Source organism: Streptococcus sp. HMSC066F10 (assembly GCF_001813805.1).
Taxonomy (GTDB): domain Bacteria; phylum Bacillota; class Bacilli; order Lactobacillales; family Streptococcaceae; genus Streptococcus; species Streptococcus vaginalis.
The window spans coordinates 70,279-87,207 of the sequence record NZ_KV813993.1 but is presented as its reverse complement, the minus strand read 5'-3'; the positions used below and the strand labels follow the sequence as shown (position 1 = coordinate 87,207).

17 protein-coding genes are annotated in these 16,929 nt (G+C 36.5%); 9 read left to right on the top strand and 8 right to left on the bottom strand.

Features of this window, described 5'->3' with window-relative positions; all coding sequences use genetic code 11:
- Window positions 1–281 precede the first annotated feature (281 nt).
- From HMPREF2933_RS08270 to HMPREF2933_RS08255, 4 genes are all read left to right on the top strand, one after another.
- Complete coding sequence (locus tag HMPREF2933_RS08270; RefSeq protein ID WP_070672781.1) at window positions 282–704, top strand: hypothetical protein; 423 nt, start codon at window positions 282–284, stop codon at window positions 702–704.
- Window positions 697–1,755 carry a replication initiation factor domain-containing protein gene (locus HMPREF2933_RS08265; RefSeq protein ID WP_070672777.1) on the top strand — a complete coding sequence of 353 codons (1,059 nt, stop codon included), beginning with the start codon at window positions 697–699 and terminating at the stop codon, window positions 1,753–1,755. Before HMPREF2933_RS08270 ends, HMPREF2933_RS08265 begins: the two co-directional genes overlap by 8 nt.
- Before the next feature lie 94 nt (window positions 1,756–1,849).
- Window positions 1,850–2,050: a DUF3173 family protein gene (locus tag HMPREF2933_RS08260; protein WP_070672774.1), complete on the top strand. Its 201-nt coding sequence runs from the start codon at window positions 1,850–1,852 to the stop codon at window positions 2,048–2,050.
- The gene (locus tag HMPREF2933_RS08255) at window positions 2,043–3,161 is read left to right on the top strand and encodes a site-specific integrase (protein WP_070672771.1); all 1,119 of its coding nucleotides are present in this window, start codon (window positions 2,043–2,045) and stop codon (window positions 3,159–3,161) included. Before HMPREF2933_RS08260 ends, HMPREF2933_RS08255 begins: the two co-directional genes overlap by 8 nt.
- Window positions 3,162–3,295: 134 nt before the next feature.
- Here the strand turns inward: HMPREF2933_RS08255 and HMPREF2933_RS08250 are convergent, their stop codons facing one another.
- Window positions 3,296–4,207, bottom strand: coding sequence for a type II restriction endonuclease (locus tag HMPREF2933_RS08250; protein ID WP_070672769.1), 912 nt, complete (start codon window positions 4,205–4,207; stop codon window positions 3,296–3,298).
- A gap of 100 nt (window positions 4,208–4,307) precedes the next feature.
- Here HMPREF2933_RS08250 and dcm point away from each other — a divergent pair, with 100 nt between their 5' ends.
- A complete protein-coding gene (dcm, locus tag HMPREF2933_RS08245; RefSeq protein WP_070672766.1) occupies window positions 4,308–5,480 on the top strand; it encodes a DNA (cytosine-5-)-methyltransferase in 1,173 nt (390 codons plus the stop codon).
- Between the two features lie 105 nt (window positions 5,481–5,585).
- Here the strand turns inward: dcm and rpmG are convergent, their stop codons facing one another.
- Together rpmG and rpmF are read right to left on the bottom strand one after the other, a co-directional pair.
- Window positions 5,586–5,735 carry a 50S ribosomal protein L33 gene (rpmG, locus tag HMPREF2933_RS08240; protein ID WP_003026692.1) on the bottom strand — a complete coding sequence of 50 codons (150 nt, stop codon included), beginning with the start codon at window positions 5,733–5,735 and terminating at the stop codon, window positions 5,586–5,588.
- A 15-nt stretch (window positions 5,736–5,750) separates the two neighbouring features.
- Window positions 5,751–5,933 (bottom strand): 50S ribosomal protein L32, encoded by a 183-nt coding sequence (rpmF, locus tag HMPREF2933_RS08235; RefSeq protein ID WP_003026691.1) that lies wholly within the window; start codon window positions 5,931–5,933, stop codon window positions 5,751–5,753.
- Between the two features lie 228 nt (window positions 5,934–6,161).
- Between rpmF and hisS the strand changes: the two genes are divergently transcribed.
- The 4 genes from hisS (at window position 6,162) to HMPREF2933_RS08215 (ending at window position 10,525) form a co-directional block, all read left to right on the top strand.
- Window positions 6,162–7,442, top strand: coding sequence for a histidine--tRNA ligase (gene hisS, locus HMPREF2933_RS08230; protein WP_024053242.1), 1,281 nt, complete (start codon window positions 6,162–6,164; stop codon window positions 7,440–7,442).
- Window positions 7,443–7,522: 80 nt separating this feature from the next.
- Window positions 7,523–7,729: a hypothetical protein gene (locus tag HMPREF2933_RS08225; RefSeq protein WP_003027825.1), complete on the top strand. Its 207-nt coding sequence runs from the start codon at window positions 7,523–7,525 to the stop codon at window positions 7,727–7,729.
- 119 nt (window positions 7,730–7,848) lie between these two features.
- The gene (gene aspS / locus HMPREF2933_RS08220) at window positions 7,849–9,603 is read left to right on the top strand and encodes an aspartate--tRNA ligase (protein ID WP_024053241.1); all 1,755 of its coding nucleotides are present in this window, start codon (window positions 7,849–7,851) and stop codon (window positions 9,601–9,603) included.
- Complete coding sequence (locus HMPREF2933_RS08215) at window positions 9,590–10,525, top strand: YitT family protein (RefSeq protein WP_024053240.1); 936 nt, start codon at window positions 9,590–9,592, stop codon at window positions 10,523–10,525. The genes aspS and HMPREF2933_RS08215 overlap by 14 nt, the downstream gene beginning before the upstream one ends.
- Window positions 10,526–10,746: 221 nt before the next feature.
- On the opposite strand, the gene pulA is transcribed toward HMPREF2933_RS08215, so the two are convergent.
- From pulA to HMPREF2933_RS08190, 5 genes are all read right to left on the bottom strand, one after another.
- Window positions 10,747–12,822, bottom strand: a complete 2,076-nt coding sequence (pulA, locus tag HMPREF2933_RS08210) for a type I pullulanase (protein ID WP_024053239.1) — start codon at window positions 12,820–12,822, stop codon at window positions 10,747–10,749.
- Window positions 12,823–12,835: 13 nt separating this feature from the next.
- Entirely contained in the window at window positions 12,836–13,822 is a 987-nt protein-coding gene (locus HMPREF2933_RS08205) for a LacI family DNA-binding transcriptional regulator (RefSeq protein WP_003071525.1), read from the bottom strand.
- 10 nt (window positions 13,823–13,832) lie between these two features.
- Window positions 13,833–14,645 carry a maltodextrose utilization protein MalA gene (locus HMPREF2933_RS08200; protein WP_024053238.1) on the bottom strand — a complete coding sequence of 271 codons (813 nt, stop codon included), beginning with the start codon at window positions 14,643–14,645 and terminating at the stop codon, window positions 13,833–13,835.
- Window positions 14,646–14,742: 97 nt separating this feature from the next.
- On the bottom strand, window positions 14,743–15,585 hold the full coding sequence (locus tag HMPREF2933_RS08195; RefSeq protein WP_003026676.1) for a sugar ABC transporter permease: 843 nt from the start codon (window positions 15,583–15,585) through the stop codon (window positions 14,743–14,745).
- Between the two features lies 1 nt (window position 15,586).
- Entirely contained in the window at window positions 15,587–16,882 is a 1,296-nt protein-coding gene (locus HMPREF2933_RS08190; RefSeq protein WP_024053236.1) for a sugar ABC transporter permease, read from the bottom strand.
- Window positions 16,883–16,929: the final 47 nt, after the last annotated feature.

Here is a 16,929-nt window from a genome sequence, read left to right as displayed (position 1 = left end):
TAGAATAATTATCTTCTGAAAAGACTCAAAATTTCACAAAGTCTGATATTTTGTTTTTGACCCACTCTACTAATAGGTGGGTCACCCGTACACGAAAGTGGGGTTAAACCCTTGCTACGTAAGGTGGGGCAGGCATTTTATTGAACGTTTTGCTGTTCGTCCTTACAGGCTCAACGTTTTCACTGCGTTTTCATGTACAGATTCGAATTACGTTACATTTTTGTGTACAGATAAAGTTTGTGAAATTTTTAGTTTGGTATATAAATAATAAGGAGAAAATAATGGAAAAAATTAATTTAATTACAAAAAAAGGTATGAGTTTCGGAGAGTTAGAATTTGATAAAAGTCAATTTGAATTTCCAAAACAAGTTAGAATAGATTTTTCTAAAACAAGAGTATCATTTGAGTATGAAGAGCAGGGGGGCGAGCAGGTTAAAACAGACCGTATAAAACGTCTATCTTTATTCGGAGTTGATGAAAATGTTGCAAAACTATTAGAAGCTCAAGGAATGGATATTGACAATTTAAGCCCCTTAGAAATCTGGGTACAGAATGATTTTTCTAAGTATCAACTCTATCAAGAGCAGGGACTGGTAAAAATAATGGAGTTGAAAGAATTTTCTATTGTACCTAAATGGGTTAATGGAGCTTATCGAGATATTGCTTTAGTTGTAAAAAATCTAAAGGAGTTGTCAAATGAATAATACAGTCTGTGTAGACTGGTTTGCCGTAACAATTAAGCCGATTGAAACAGACCCTATTAAGGTAGTTCAAGATGTAATTGAAAATATCTTACGAATGGATGTTAAAAAATTTGTATTTCAAAATTTTGGAATCAATAAATACAATTGTCATTTTGTTTGTGGGGGAATAAAAGTTTATTACTCTCAAAATGAGCGTACAGGTTTATTATCTGAAAAAATGGGAGTATTCATCCAAATGACAGGTGAGGGTTGTCGGCAGTATGAAGAATACATGAATAACAATATCAATAATTGGGTTGCTTTAGTCAATCGATTTATACAGCAGAGGGGTAACTTTACCCGTATAGACGTTGCTAATGATATTTACGATAATTCTTTAGATGTTCAACAAATCTATGAATACTGTAAAAAGGGACTATGTATTTCAGCTTCTAAAAAGTATGAATATCATGAAACAGGAATTTTGGTAAGTGGGCAAAGAGTTGGCGAAACAGTTAATATCGGTGCAAAGGGTAGTGATGGTCAACAACTAGGTATCTATAACAAACTGATGGAGCGTAAAGAACAGGGACAATCATTACAAAATAAGAAGACCTGGATACGAGCAGAATTACGATTATTTGGTAAGCGATCGAATGAATTTGCGAAACTTATGGCAACGAAAAAACCACTCAAAGATCTCTATTTTGAAGTAGTTCACTCTAGCTATCGTTTTGTTGTAGATGATAGATATAGTGCCGATAAAAATAAACGGAGACGTCCAACGGTTCAATGGTGGTTAAATTATATAGCTACTAAACAAAAAACCAGTCTCAAATATACTCGGGATAAACCTACTCTGAAAGATACTGAACAGTATTTAGATAAGCAAGTTAAAAAATCTTTGGCAAAAGTTTATAAAGCCAAAGAGTTAGCTATTGGTTCAGAGGGGGCTGTTGCTTATATTGTAAAATTGCTTGAAGAGGGGGAGGAAAAATTGACCGATAAAGATATGGCTGAAGTTAAACAGTATGCCGAGGAACAAAATAATGAAAGGTTTTGGGTAAAATGATTGTATTTAATAAAATTAAAAAATGATGCAGTCAGTAAACCGCATCACATATAAAAAACTAAAATAATTATAACATGAAAGGGAGAAAAATACTATGTTTGTACGTAAGGAAGATTTAATAAAATGTGGCTTTGGAAATTATCAAGCCTATACTTTAATTAAACAAGCCAAGGCTTTAATGGTTCAAAAAGGATTTGCTTATTATGCTTCAAAAGGTTTAGGGCAAGTACCAATTGAGGCAGTAGAAGAAATTTTAGGAACAAAACTAGAATTACAGGAAGAACAACATGCCTAAAATTCCACATGTATATTATGATAAGGGGTCTAAAACTTATTATGCGGTCGCCTCTTTAGGTTATGACTCTTTGACAGGTAAACGTATGCAAAAGAAGAAAAGAGGCTTTATAACGCAAGCAGAGGCTAAAAAATGGTATGACGAATTTATGGCTAAGCATTCACGTAAAGCGATAGTTCATGGTGCTAGCCTAACTGTAGGAATGTTTCTTGATAACTATTTTATTCCAGACTATAAAAATAAAGTATCGGATAGGACGTTTTTGACGTTTTCATCTAAGCTCAAACGATTACAATATTTTAGTAAGATGAAAATAATTGATGTTTTACCAATTCATGTTAAACAGTGGCACACTTTGATTTTGAAAGAAGGGCTTTCTAATAATTATTTAAAGGATTTACACCAGTCCTTAAAGGAAATTTTTGATATGGCAACTTCGCTAGGTATTATTAGTGAGAATCCTGTTAGAAAGGTAAAAAATGTGAGTAGAACAAAACAGCATGTTGATTTTTGGACGAAAGAAGAATTTGAAAGATTTATTAAGACATTTGAGAAAGTAGATGTGCTTGAGCATTTAAAATTCATAACATGTTTAACATTGTTTATGACAGGTCTACGTATTAGTGAGTTACAAGCCCTAGTGTGGGATGATATTGATTTTGAAAATAAATCACTTAAGGTTAGTAAGTCTATATTCTATCAAAATAGAAATAATTGGCAGATTAACCCTACAAAGACTTTTTCAAGTAACCGAATTATTTACCTAGATGATATGACGTTGTTTGAAATATCGAAATGGCGAGAACATCAACAACAATTAGGAAATATTGAATTTGTATTTTCTTATAATTGTATGCCAATTACAAAAACTATGCTTACTAAAGCAATTAAAGACCACAGCAGTATGGCAGATGTAAAAGTCATCAGAATACACGATTTAAGGCACTCTCATGCGAGTTTAATGCTTTCTTTAGGTATGAATGATTTAGAGCTTAAAAATCGGTTAGGACATGCTAGCATTCAAACTACATTAGGTGTTTATTCTCATTTACGTCCTACAGCAATGAAGGAAATTGCTGATAAGTTAGAAGGTATCATAGATATTAATTAATAGACTAGTCCTAGTTGCTATGTAATTAGTTAAATGATAATCGTGGCTTTTAGAGGACTAGCAAAGTCTGTCCTCTAAAAACGCAGATTGCAAAAAGGCAGTAAGGGAAAAAGATACTTACTGCCTTTTGTTAGCTATAAAAATTTATTAATTTGACGTTCATAGTATTCTTTAACAAAAGTATGTTGCTGATGTTTACTTAGTTGTTTTTCTAAATTAAGTCTAATCTCATTCTTGACTTCTTCGGTATAAGTAAAATTTTTCCATTTTTCGACAGTTTCTTTTAGAATAACTAAGAGATTTTCTATACTTATCACACTATGATACTTTTTGTAATTTGCTTCTTTAATTGAATATGTAGTAACGACTTGGATATTAGCATCATTTAAAGTTTCTATAACTTCTTGACTAATAGTATTATCTAAAGTTACAAGAAACATTTCTCTCGCTCCTGTTCTCCCCATTTCTTCAGGAACTTCTTGCCAGCGTTCTCTTAAGGTTGTTTTAGCACTAATTAATACCGTATTACGTTTATTGATGACGTATTCGCTAGAACTAGGGGATACAATATCTACTAATTTACCTAAACCTTTATCCAAAAAGAATTTCTTTCCAATGTTACCTTGACTATCCATTGGAATATCAGCTCCAATTAAAATTAATTCTATGATTGCTTCAAATTCTTTTCCTGCTCTACTTCTACGACTCTGTGTGTTAGAAAGATTTAAATTGTAGATGTGCATTGGAAACTTTTCAACAAACCAAGCGATTGCTTCACTACTAGTCATATTTTCTACATCTCTTGTTGTATACAGAGCTGAAAGCATTTTTGATGTAAACTCATGCTCTTTTGCTTGAAATTCATTCCATGAATTCTCCCTGAGTTGTTCCATAATATAGCTAGCATTTTTAAAAAAGTACTCTATTGATTGACTGGTTAACCCTAGTTTTTCAAAGTGACGATATATTAAGTTGTACGGCATATCATCGATGAAGTAATCTTTTCTTTGTTTCTGTACAAAATTTTTATATTCTTCTAATTCCATAGTTTTCCTCACTTCACAAATTTAGATTTTTAAGGTATAATTGTGTCAGTAATAGGACATTTTGACCTAATAATGACACATAAAAACAGAAAGGCTTTTTATGAACTCTATTATACTAGAAAAAAATGATTTAAGCAGTACGGTTTCACTTTTAATAAAAAATAAACGAACACGCCTGAATATGACTCAAAAGGAACTTGCAGATGCAATTGGGCTTCCTAAATTTGGTGATAGGACTATTAGACGGTGGGAAAATAATGAATGTAAACCCTCTAAAATTGAATTAGAACACATTCTAAATTTTCCCGAAGAAGCTCCTTTTCAAAATCCAAGTACTGCAGATTATACTATGATAGATTTGTTTGCAGGTATCGGTGGAACACGCTTAGGGTTTCAGCTTACTGGACGAACTAAATCTATTTTTAGTAGTGAGATTGATAAGTTTGCAATTAAAACTTACAAAGCTAACTATGGTGATATTCCCAAAGGTGATATTACCGCAATTAATGAAACAGATATACCTGACCATGATATTTTAGTGGGTGGATTTCCTTGTCAAGCTTTTAGTCAAGCTGGAAAAAAGTTAGGCTTTGAGGATACTAGAGGAACTTTGTTTTTTGAAATTGCTCGTATTATTAAAGCAAAACGCCCTAAAGCATTTTTGCTAGAAAACGTTAAAAACTTAAAAGGACACGATAAGGGGCGGACTTTTAAAGTTATTGAGAGTACGTTAAAGGATATGGATTATGAAGTTTATAATGCTCTTTTTAAAGCTAAAGATTTTGGTGTTCCACAGAATCGTGAACGCATATATATTGTAGGGTTTGATAAAAAACAAATTAAGAATTATGCTGATTTTGAATTTCCAACCCCTTTGTTGACTCCAACTCGTTTAGGAAATATATTGGAAAAAAAAGTATTGGATAAATACACTATATCCGACAAATTATGGCAGGGACACCAAAGGAGAAAAGCTGAACATAAGCGAAATGGAAATGGATTTGGCTATTCATTATTTAATGAGGATAGTCCATATACCAGTACTATTTCTGCTCGCTATTATAAAGATGGTAGCGAAATTTTGATTGAACAAAAAGGTAAAAACCCTCGAAAATTAACTCCTAGAGAAGCTAGTAGACTTCAGGGATTCCCAGAGAAATTTATTATTCCTGTCAGTGATACACAGGCTTATAAGCAATTTGGGAATTCTGTTGCAGTTCCAGTTGTCAATGCCATTGCTAAACAAATTCTAAAAGTGCTTGATAATCAATAAAAAGCAGTAAGATGTTTACTGCTTTTTATGTTTCCAAAATGTTACCATTTTAAGTTTATATAGTGTATAAACGTTGATATAACGCTATTTTCACTAATTAAAATCTTATTTAACCTCAGTAAACACTACATGTTTACGTAATTTTGGTGAGTATTTCTTCAATTGAAGACGGTCTGGAGTGTTGCGTTTGTTTTTAGAAGTAAGGTACAAGCGTTCACCAGATGCTTTGTGTTCAAGTGTGATATTTACGCGCATGATAGCTCCCTTCTATTATTCTGCTGCTGCAGCTTTGGCGATTTTACGTCCTTTGTAGTATCCTTTGAGGGATACACGGTGAGAACGTGAGTAATCTCCAGTAGTTTCGTCAAAATGTACAGATGGAGCTGTAATTTTGTAGTGAGTGCGGCGTTTGTTTTTCTTCGCTTTTGAAGTGCGACGTGCAGGTACTGCCATTTTCTTTATTCTCCTTTTAATATAAGTTCGATTCAATCTCTTTGATTTTCATCAACTGTAATAGTATATCAAAAAAAAATTGTAAAGTAAAGTTACTTGACAGATTTTCTTTTATTTTTTGGAAAATGGCAGAGCATGCTAGCTTTTTAGAGAAAATATACCGAAACAGTCCTCAAAATCTGTTACTTGTGGTAAAATAATTATATTATATGAATGAAGAGGAAAGCTATGAAATTACAAAAACCGAAAGGGACTCAGGATATTCTCCCTCAAGAGTCTGTCAAATGGCAATATGTAGAAGAATTTGCTCGCAAAACATTTAAAAAATATCATTACGCAGAAATTCGCACCCCACTATTTGAGCATTATGAAGTGATTAGTCGTTCTGTTGGAGATACGACTGACATTGTAACCAAAGAAATGTATGATTTTTATGACAAAGGCGACCGTCATATCACATTACGCCCAGAAGGAACAGCACCAGTTGTGCGTTCTTATGTGGAAAATAAACTCTTTGCCCCAGAAGTCCAAAAGCCGGTGAAACTTTATTATATGGGTTCTATGTTTCGTTATGAGCGTCCACAGGCAGGGCGTTTGCGTGAGTTTCATCAGATTGGTGTAGAGTGTTTTGGCTCCAATAATCCTGCGACTGATGTAGAGACGATTGCCATGGCAGCTCAATTTTTCAATGAAATTGGTATTCAAGGTGTAACGTTGCAGTTGAATAGTTTGGGGAATGCGAAGAGTCGCGCCACTTATCGTCAAGCATTGATTGATTATTTGACGCCGTTGAAAGACAGTCTTTCTAAAGATAGTCAGCGTCGTCTGGAAGAAAATCCTCTCCGTGTGCTAGACAGTAAGGAAAAAGAAGATAAACTCGCTGTTGAAAATGCACCCTCTATTCTGGATTATCTAGATGAGGAAAGCCAAACTCATTTTCAAGCTGTGCGTTCGATGTTGGAAGCACTGGGAATTCCTTATGTTATCAATACCAATATGGTCCGCGGATTGGATTATTACAATCACACGATTTTTGAATTTACTGCAGATGTAGCCGGTAATGAACTGACTATTTGTGCAGGCGGTCGTTATGATAGCCTTGTTGCTTATTTTGGTGGACCAGAGACGGCTGGATTTGGCTTTGGGATGGGCGTAGAACGTCTGCTCCTCGTTCTTGAAAAGCAGGGTGTAGCCTTGCCGCTAGAGGATAGTTTGGACGTTTATATTGCGGTTCTGGGAGACGGTGCTAATAACAAAGCTTTGGAAATTGTACAAGCACTTCGCAAGCAAGGATTTACAGCTGAACGTGATTATTTAAATCGTAAGTTAAAAGCGCAATTCAAGTCAGCAGATACTTTCTCTGCTAAGACTTTGATAACTCTTGGTGAAAGTGAGATTGAAAGCAATCAAGTTATCATCAAAAACAATCAAACTCGTGAAGAATTGACAGTCAGCTTAAATCAGATTCAAAAAGATTTTCAAACAATTTTTGAACAACTGGGGTTTTAATTTAAAAAGGGAGAAAGCCAGTCAAATGGCTTTTTTCTCTCATAACATAGTAGAATGTTGAAGTAGAAGTGGAGAGAACAATGAAAAAAATAATCATTCCGTCTGTAATTCAGTTTCTAATTGTTTTTTTGATTATAGGAGGAATTGCCTATTTTGTAAGAGGGGATTTCTTTTTTCGGTTTTTAGCACCGATTTTTGGCTTGGCAGCAGGGCTATTGCGCTTAGCATCAAGTTATGTGGTCAAGGTTTTGCATCCTGAATTATATGACAAAGAAAGTAAGAGGTGAGTCGTCATCTTCTTTTGTAAAAATATTACGTTAAGATATGAAGATTTTGAAAAGCATGTCTTCTTTTTCATCGCTTTTGTGGTAAAATAGTAAAAGAATTAAAAGTTTGGAGAATAAAAATGAAACGTTCAATGTATGTCGGGCGTGTTCGTAGTGAACATGTTGGTCAAAAAATCACTTTGAAAGGTTGGGTGTCCCGTCGTCGTGACTTGGGAGGACTGATTTTCATTGATTTGCGTGACCGTGAAGGCATAATGCAGCTAGTTATCAATCCTGAAAATGTGGATAAAGAAGTCATGGAAACCGCTGAAAGTTTGCGAAGCGAATATGTGATCGAAGTGACTGGAAAAGTAGAAGTCCGTACGCAGGCGAATGATAAATTGGCAACAGGAGCTGTTGAATTACACGTGGAGCATTTGACAGTTCTCAATACGGCCAAAACGACTCCATTTGAAATCAAAGACGGTATTGAAGCGAATGATGATACCCGTCTCCGTTACCGTTATTTAGACCTTCGTCGTCCTGAAATGTTTGCAAATTTGAAATTACGAGCTAAAGTAACACATTCAATTCGTAATTACTTAGATGAGCTTGAATTTATTGATGTGGAAACGCCGTTTCTTACTAAGTCAACTCCAGAAGGGGCGCGTGATTATTTGGTACCAAGTCGAGTGAACCAAGGTCATTTCTATGCACTGCCACAAAGTCCTCAAATTACCAAGCAACTGTTGATGAATGCTGGATTTGATCGGTATTATCAAATTGTAAAATGCTTTCGTGATGAGGATTTACGTGGAGACCGTCAACCAGAGTTTACACAGGTTGACTTAGAAACTTCTTTCCTATCTGATCAAGAAATCCAGGATATTACAGAAGGCTTGATTGCTCGAGTGATGAAAGAAACGAAGGGGATTGAGGTTTCTCTGCCCTTCCCACGCATGAACTATGATGATGCAATGGCTTTGTATGGAAGTGATAAGCCAGATACACGTTTTGAGATGCTGTTACAAGACTTGACAGGGATTGTCAAGGAAGTTGACTTCAAAGTTTTCTCAGAAGCACCAGCCGTTAAAGCTATTGTTGTGAAAAATGCAGCTGACAGCTATTCGCGGAAAGATATAGATAAGTTGACAGAGCAAGCAAAACAGTATGGAGCAAAAGGGCTTGCTTGGGTGAAGGTGGCATCAGGTGAATTAAACGGCCCAGTTGCTAAGTTTCTGAAAGACTTGACAAGTGAGTTGACAGATGCTTTACAGCTTGAAGACAATGATTTGGTTCTTTTTGTAGCTGATACTCTAGAAGTTGCCAATGCATCCTTGGGAGCTCTTCGTGTTCGTCTTGCAAAAGATTTGGGCTTGATTGATGAATCGAGATTTAATTATCTTTGGGTTGTGGATTGGCCAATGTTTGAATGGTCGGAAGAAGAAGGTCGCTATATGAGTGCGCACCATCCATTCACTCTTCCACAAGCAGACACAGCTCATGAATTAGAAGGTGATTTGAGCAAGGTTCGTGCTATTGCTTATGATATTGTCTTGAATGGTTATGAATTGGGTGGTGGAAGTCTTCGTATTAACCACAAAGATTTGCAAGAACGAATGTTTAAAGCTCTTGGTTTTTCTGAAGAAGAAGCTACTGATCAATTTGGTTTCTTGCTAGAAGCAATGGATTATGGTTTTCCACCGCATGGTGGACTGGCAATTGGGCTAGATCGTTTTGTCATGTTGCTGGCTGGCGAGGAAAATATCCGTGAAGTGATTGCTTTCCCTAAAAACAACAAAGCAAGTGATCCAATGACTCAGGCGCCAAGCATAGTCGACGCTAAACAACTTGAAGAATTAAGTTTACAAGTAGAAACTCATGAAGAAAAGTAAGATTTACAAACGATTGCGTTATTATTTGCGCCGTCTAGCCTATGATTTTAAGTTGATACGAGTACTTAAGAGTATTTCTCGTGAGAAGTACGATGAAAAGATTTCTGCTTCGCTCATTTATGGTTTTCTATCTGCGGTTGCAGTGAATCTTTTCTTTCAATCGGGACATGTTTATTCAAGCGGTGCGACTGGATTGGCACAGATTTTAGCCGCTTTAAGTACGCGTTTTTTAGGATTTACTATTCCGGTTTCTGTGACTTTCTATCTCATCAATATCCCGCTGATGATTTTAGCTTGGTATCAAATTGGGCACAAATTTACGGTATTTACTTTTATAACCGTTTCCATGAGTTCGCTGTTTATCCAGTTTGTTCCTGAAGTGACCTTAACAAATGACCCGATTATCAATGCTTTGTTTGGTGGGGTTATCATGGGAATGGGAATCGGCTTTGCTTTGCGTTCCAATATTTCTAGTGGTGGGACGGATATTGTCAGCTTGACGGTTCGGAAGAAAACCGGTAGAAATGTGGGAAATATTTCCTTTATGGTCAATGGCATGATTATGATTATTGCCGGTGTGACTTTCGGCTGGAAATATGCACTATATTCGATGATTACGATTTTTGTGTCAAGCCGTGTGACAGATGCAGTCTTTACTAAGCAAAAGAAGATGCAGGCGATGATTATTACCAGTCATCCCGAAGAAGTTATTGATAAAATTCATAACAAATTGCATCGTGGTGCAACCATGGTTAATGGTGCAGAAGGAACTTACAATCATGAGAAAAAGACTGTTTTGATTACAGTCATTACGCATGCTGAATTTAATGAATTTAAACATATTATGCGTAAAACCGATCCGCATGCTTTTGTATCGGTAGCAGATAATGTTCACATTCTTGGGCGTTTCGTAGAAGAATAAAACATCAGATTGGCTAGTTTGGTCAATCTGATGTTTTTTGTTATATGACTTGCAGTCCGTCTCGCGGCCTTCGGTGCGGGACAAATAGAGGATGGGCAAAAACAAGCATAAAAGCAAAAAGGCTTAGAATCTGATTTAAATAAATCTTGATTTTAAGCCTTTTATGATGTCGTTGATTATTTATTTCAGATTAAAAATGGTGTTTTTGCCCAGCCTCACGATTATTTAAGTACGAGAACTTGTTTTGCAGGAACAGTATATTGTTTTTGGATTTCCTGAATGGGGGTATCAAGGTTGATTTTTGGATATTGGATAAAGATAGCTTGTTTTTCTTGATTTTGATAAGCAATATCTTCATTTCCAAAATTGATGAGGATAGTAATTTGTTCTTTTTGCCTTTTAATTTTGTATTCAACAAGGACATCGGTGAGCCATTGGACAGAGCAAAAGTCAAGGATTTCTGTCGTTGTTTCCAAACCGAGAAGCGGATTTGCTTTTCTGAATTGGATCAACTGGCGAACAAAATCTACGTCTTTCTCATATTCAATTGAGCGTAGCCAATCAAGACGGTTGATGGCGTCTTGAGCATTATAAGTATTATCCATGAGGTTTTTACTACGGAAAAACTCTTGCCCACTATGGATGAACGGTACCCCTTGAGCTAACAAAGTAATATGCAAAGCGAGTCGTGCATCTGCTAACCGCTCATTTAGAGAGATATCTGGCTTTTTAATTGCAAAATAATCAAAAGCCGTTGCATCGTCATGGCATTCCACGTAGTTGATAGCTTGCTGGGGTGCGATAAAATGTGCTGTTTCCGTTAATCCAACATTAGCTGTCAATACATTTTCTATCGTATCTATTGGTTTGGAATCTTGGATTTGACTGCCTTCTAAAATTGTTTCTTTGATTGTATTGCGGAAGTGGTCGCTGAAAAAACCATAGCTTGGTAACTGAGCGGCGTTGAATTGATGTGCAAGCCGATTGCTATCCAGTCCGGTGGCCATACGCCACCCTTCTCCGTACAAATAAACATTTGGATAAAGAAACTTCAATTCCTCTGCGATTTGTTTCATGGTTTCCATATCTAGAATGCCCATGAGGTCAAAGCGGAAGCCGTCCATTCCATAAAGAGTTAGCCATTGTTTGAGGGAATGCTTAATATAGCTACGAACCATTGCCCGCTCACTTGCTACGTCGTTCCCACAGAAAGTCCCATTTGTTAAATTGGCATTGTGATCATAGCGGAAGAAATAGCCTGGGACAATTTTTTCAAAAGCATAGGTTTGGGGATTGTAGACATGATTGTAAACGACGTCCATGATAACACTGATGTCGGCTTGATGATAAGCAGCGATTGCTCCTTGCAATTCAACGATTCTTGTATAAGGATCATGTGGATTCGTTGCAAAACTACCGTCAGGAAGATTGTATTGCATAGGGTCGTAGCCCCAGTTATACACGAGTTCTGGATGGTTTTCATCAACACTGCCAAAATCATACACTGGCATGAGTTGGATATGAGTAACACCCAGTTGTTCGACATAATCCATTCCCAAAGTGTGTTCTTGTAAATCAGGAGACTCTGTTAGGGACTTGAATTTCCCAGAGTAGGTAAATCCTGCTTCTTTTTGCATGGAAAAATCTCTCACACTCATCTCGTAGATAACAGCTTTTGTTATTGGAATTTGTGTTGCTGCTCGGTGAATTGGGCGAGTAATTTTCTCTGGATTGACAACATAACTAACACCAGAATTGCTTTCAGAAGATAGGGCATAAGGGTCGTGGACTTCCACCCAATGACCATTCACTTTGTGTAGATAGTAATAAGCAGCCCCATCAAAATCTCCAGAGACCTCTGTTTGCCAAACGCCCTTTTCACCAAGTGTCATCGGATAAACTTGATTTTGTAAATGGAGCAAAACTTGCTCGGAAATAGGAGCCCAGAGTTTAAAAGTCGTTACTTTAGGAGTGTAATGAGCTCCTAAGTCATCGCCATCATAAGCAAAGGTCTGGTCAAAAATCGGTTTTCTCACAATATGGCGAAATTGCAAAAAGGTTTTATTGCGATCTTGGTCGTAAATCCAATAATGACTGGTTAAATCTAACGGCTCAAGAGGAGCAAGACTGTATTGCACGAAGTCATCTTGTTCTTTCAGAGTTCTTATCTGTAAGGTTTGTGTGCTATCAATCGTTTCGATTGTAAATTGTAATTGTTCAGTATAAAATTGTTTTTCTAACTCGATCGTGATGAGACTTTGGTCATCTAAGTAGGCTTGGAATGTTCGGAAAGCCATAAACTTCCTTTCTTTATTGTTCAATAATGCGATGTGGAATTACTTGGCGATAACAAATTTGTCGATTTTCTTTGGTATCATTGATAATTTGCAGGATAGTTTTAAAAGAAATCCGCCCCAGTTCTAGCGTATTAATATCAACATAAGCTGCCAAGTCAAGTTTGGGTTTAATAGAGTCAAAAGCTAGAGTAGGAATAGATAATTGATTTTGATTTAAATAGTTGCAGACCCCTTCTGCTAGCATGCTATCTGTTGTGATAATCGCATCAATTTTTGAATCATGATTTAGAAGATGTTTTGTGAATTGATATCCTTTTTCTTCCAAAAATTCATTTGCAAATGCTGTGTTTTGAGGATCAAGCTCTAAGTGGTAATCTTCCAGCGCTTTTTGATACCCTTTATAACGATCTTGCGTTACAAATAGTCTTTTACTACCACCGATAAAAGCAATATTGCGGCAGCCTTTTTTGATAAAATATTCTGTTGCATCATATCCAGCTTGGATATTGTCATTATCCACCAAAGGAATAAACGGAGAAAGAGATTTTCCTAAAATTAAGAAAGGAAATTGTTCCTCACTAACCATTTTCACTAATGGATCATTTTCCTGAGAATAGAGAAAAATGAGCCCGTCCACACGTTTCCCTAGAACCATTTGGGAAATAGCTTCCATACGCTCTTTTTCATTTTTCCCGGTCGCAATTTGAATAGCGTAGTGAAATTCAGAAGCTACCTGAGCAATCCCACGAAATACTGAAGGGAAAAATGGATTTTGATAAAAAGCATCGGAATCATCAGGTAAAACAACACCAATGACTTGTGTGTAACTGCTAACAAGACTACGTGCATTGAGATTAGGATGATAATTCAATTCCTTCATAGCTTTACGGACTCTTTTTTTGGTCTCATCGCTGATGCTGGATTTATTTTGGACAACACGGGTAACGGTAGAAGGCGAAACTCCTGCCAATTTAGCAACTTCTTTAATAGTAACTCGCATAAAAAACCTCCTACTTTTTCATTTTTTCATCACGGAAATGTGTCCGATAGAAAATAATGACGAGATAAAGCACAAAAAGAATGTTTTGAATGGTAATCATAGTGGTCATGGCTTGACCGAACAATAACCCTGCTGCAACAGCAATCAAAGTTGGCAAACCTAAACAATTCAAAGCAAAATGATAGCATTCTTTGACGGTTTTAAAAGAAAAAAGACGTGATTTTTTCGTTAAATAAAGGAAAAAGGTAGCTCCTAAGATGATGATGAAGAAATTCAGTGTCAAAAGACCGCCAGAAAGGAGAACGAGAAATAGACTGACTGTCACACGATTTTGTTGAAACCAATCTTGTGAAATGGCGGTACTGAGCGACTTTTTATTTTTTAGAGCAGCTTGATTGATATGCTGATATTGAATGTCTGCCAGTTTTTTTCCTTTTTTGCTGATAATCAGTTGTTTGGATCCAAAAGCAAGTGTTAGTTTTTCTCCTAAGGTAGACTGTTCTTTCCCTAGAAGGACAGTTCCTGCTTTGCTATTGTGAGTTGATTGCTGACCAGCATAGCTGAATTGATAATTTTCTATTTTAGCATTCTCTGTGATATCGTCCATTACTTCCTTTGTAACAGGGTCAAAAACACCATCTACAAAAGTAGTGAGTGGATAAGTCTTGAGAGACGCGTTTTGCACAGCAACTGGTATTATGGATAAGGAAATTAAAAAGATGCTTGTAAAAATCAATTGAAACCAGGTCAGTAATTTTCGGTTGGCAAAAGGCTTTTTAAAACCGTAAATACTAGAAAAATAATTAAATGGATAAGGTAGCATAAGACACTCTTTCTAAAAATTTATAATCAGGTAATGGCTAATAAAGCAAAGTTTATTAGCTATCATACAACTATAAATAAAAGAGGGTGGGACAAGATTATCCCTTGTCGCCACCACTTGTTAAACCAGATACAAAGTTCTTTTGTAGGAAGAAGAATAAGATACAGATTGGCAAAGCAATCAAGATAGCACCTGCTGAGAAGTAAGCAATCTTCAAATTCTTCACATCACTAACAAAGGTTTGTAAACCAACAGCAACTGTATAGAATTCTTTTTCACGAAGTAAGAAACTAGATAAGATGTAGTCTCCGAATGGTCCCATGAAAGCCCAGAGAGCTTGTACAGCAATCATTGGACGAACGAGTGGCAGTACAATTTGCCAGAAGCGTCTGAAGTGACCAGCACCGTCCAATTTAGCGGACTCATCAAGCGAGATAGGCACAGTATCAAAGTACCCTTTCATGAGCCAAGCGTTCATTGGGATACCACCGCCGACATAAAGGAAGATGAGGAACCAACTGTGGTTGAGCGCATTTAACATCAAAGCCATAACGAAGAAAGCGGTCAGGGCAGCCATTGTTGGCACCATTTGAATGATTAAGAAGAAGACCAGACTTTGTTTTCTAGCTAGGAAATTATAACGACTATAAGCGTAACCAGCTAGTACAACTATACTTGTTTGGATAATCATTGTCAAGATAGCAATGATTAAAGTGTTAAAGTACCAAGTCCCATAAAGAGTTTCAGTAAAAAGCTTGCTAAAGTTTTCTAGGCTAAAATTAATATCTGTATCTAGCTTAAACGCAAGGACATTCCCTGTCTTGAAAGCAGACATAATCGTAATCAAGAGAGGATAGATAATGATAATAGATAAAGCCACTAGATAGAAATAAGTTAAAAAGTGGTTTAAACGGCGTTTAAATTTAATAGAATTATTCATCTTACACATCCTCCATATCAAATGCATGTAGTTTCTTGAACGCAATCATGGAGATTGAAATCACAATAAGAGAAATGATAAGTGTTACCGCAGCAGCCATTGAGTATTGAGGAGCTGCACCTGTCGTTAAACGATAAATCCATGAAATGAGGATGTCAGTTGAACCTGCACCACCACCAACTGTACCAGGACCGCCATCATTAAAGAGGTACATGATAGAGAAGTTGTTGAAGTTGAAAGTATACTGACTGATGAGTGTAGGAGCAGCAACTGCTAAAATCATTGGGAAAGTGATATTGCGGAATTTTTGCCATGCATTTGCACCATCAATGTAAGCTGCTTCGTAAAGATCGTTTGGAATGGATTGCAAGATACCAAGTGTCAATACATAAATGTAAGGGAAACCAAGCCAACCTTGCATCATAATTAGAGCAATTTTAGTCCAGGTCGGATCTGTTTTCCAAGGAATCAGATGTCCATTTAAGAATGGCAATACTTTACCAAGAAGCGGAATAACTTGGGTATTGATTGCACCGATACTATCGTTGAACATGTTACTGAAAGTTAAGATAGTGATGAATGCTGGGACAGCCCAAGGCAGTAGGAAGATAACGCCGAAAATGCGTTTTCCTTTAATAAATGGTTGGTTTGCAATAATAGCGGTAAAAATACCAATAACGATTTGGATAGTTGAGGCAGCCAGTGCCCAGATAATAGTCCAAACAAGAACGGCTCCAAAAGCAGAACGGAAAGTGCTAAGTCGCCAAATATTAGTGAAGTTTGTCACGCCAACCCAATCCAAGAGCTTGGTTGGAGGCAAATGTTGGAAATCATAGTTTGTAAAGGCGATTAAAAGAGTGACCAATACAGGGAAAATGATAGCAAAAGTCATTGCAATATATGAAGGAATAATCAATAGGTAAGGAAAACCATTAGCGTAAATTCCTTTTAACATATCTTTGAAAGTCGTAGGAACTGGATAATCATTATTCCAACGTTTCGCAATAGTATAAGCATCTTTTAGATTGAGAGCATAAAAGATGAAATAAACAATGACAAGAATAAAGTGGAATGCACCACGAATCAGCATGAAAAGAGAGTTATCGCGTCCAGGCATCTCACCGAGAGTAATTAAGTTTCCTAACTCAGGAGCAGCAATGGCGAAAAAGTAAATCAAAAATAAAATGGTAACTCCTAAAAAGATAGCCCCTTTTGCTTTTTGTTTATTATAAATTTGCCCAAGTCCTGGGATGAGGGAGAGCAGCAATGCTTTACGTGGCTGTTGTTGTGTAGTCATCAGAGTCTCCTTTTTCTAAAATATAGAACTCGACTGGTGCTGCCAAT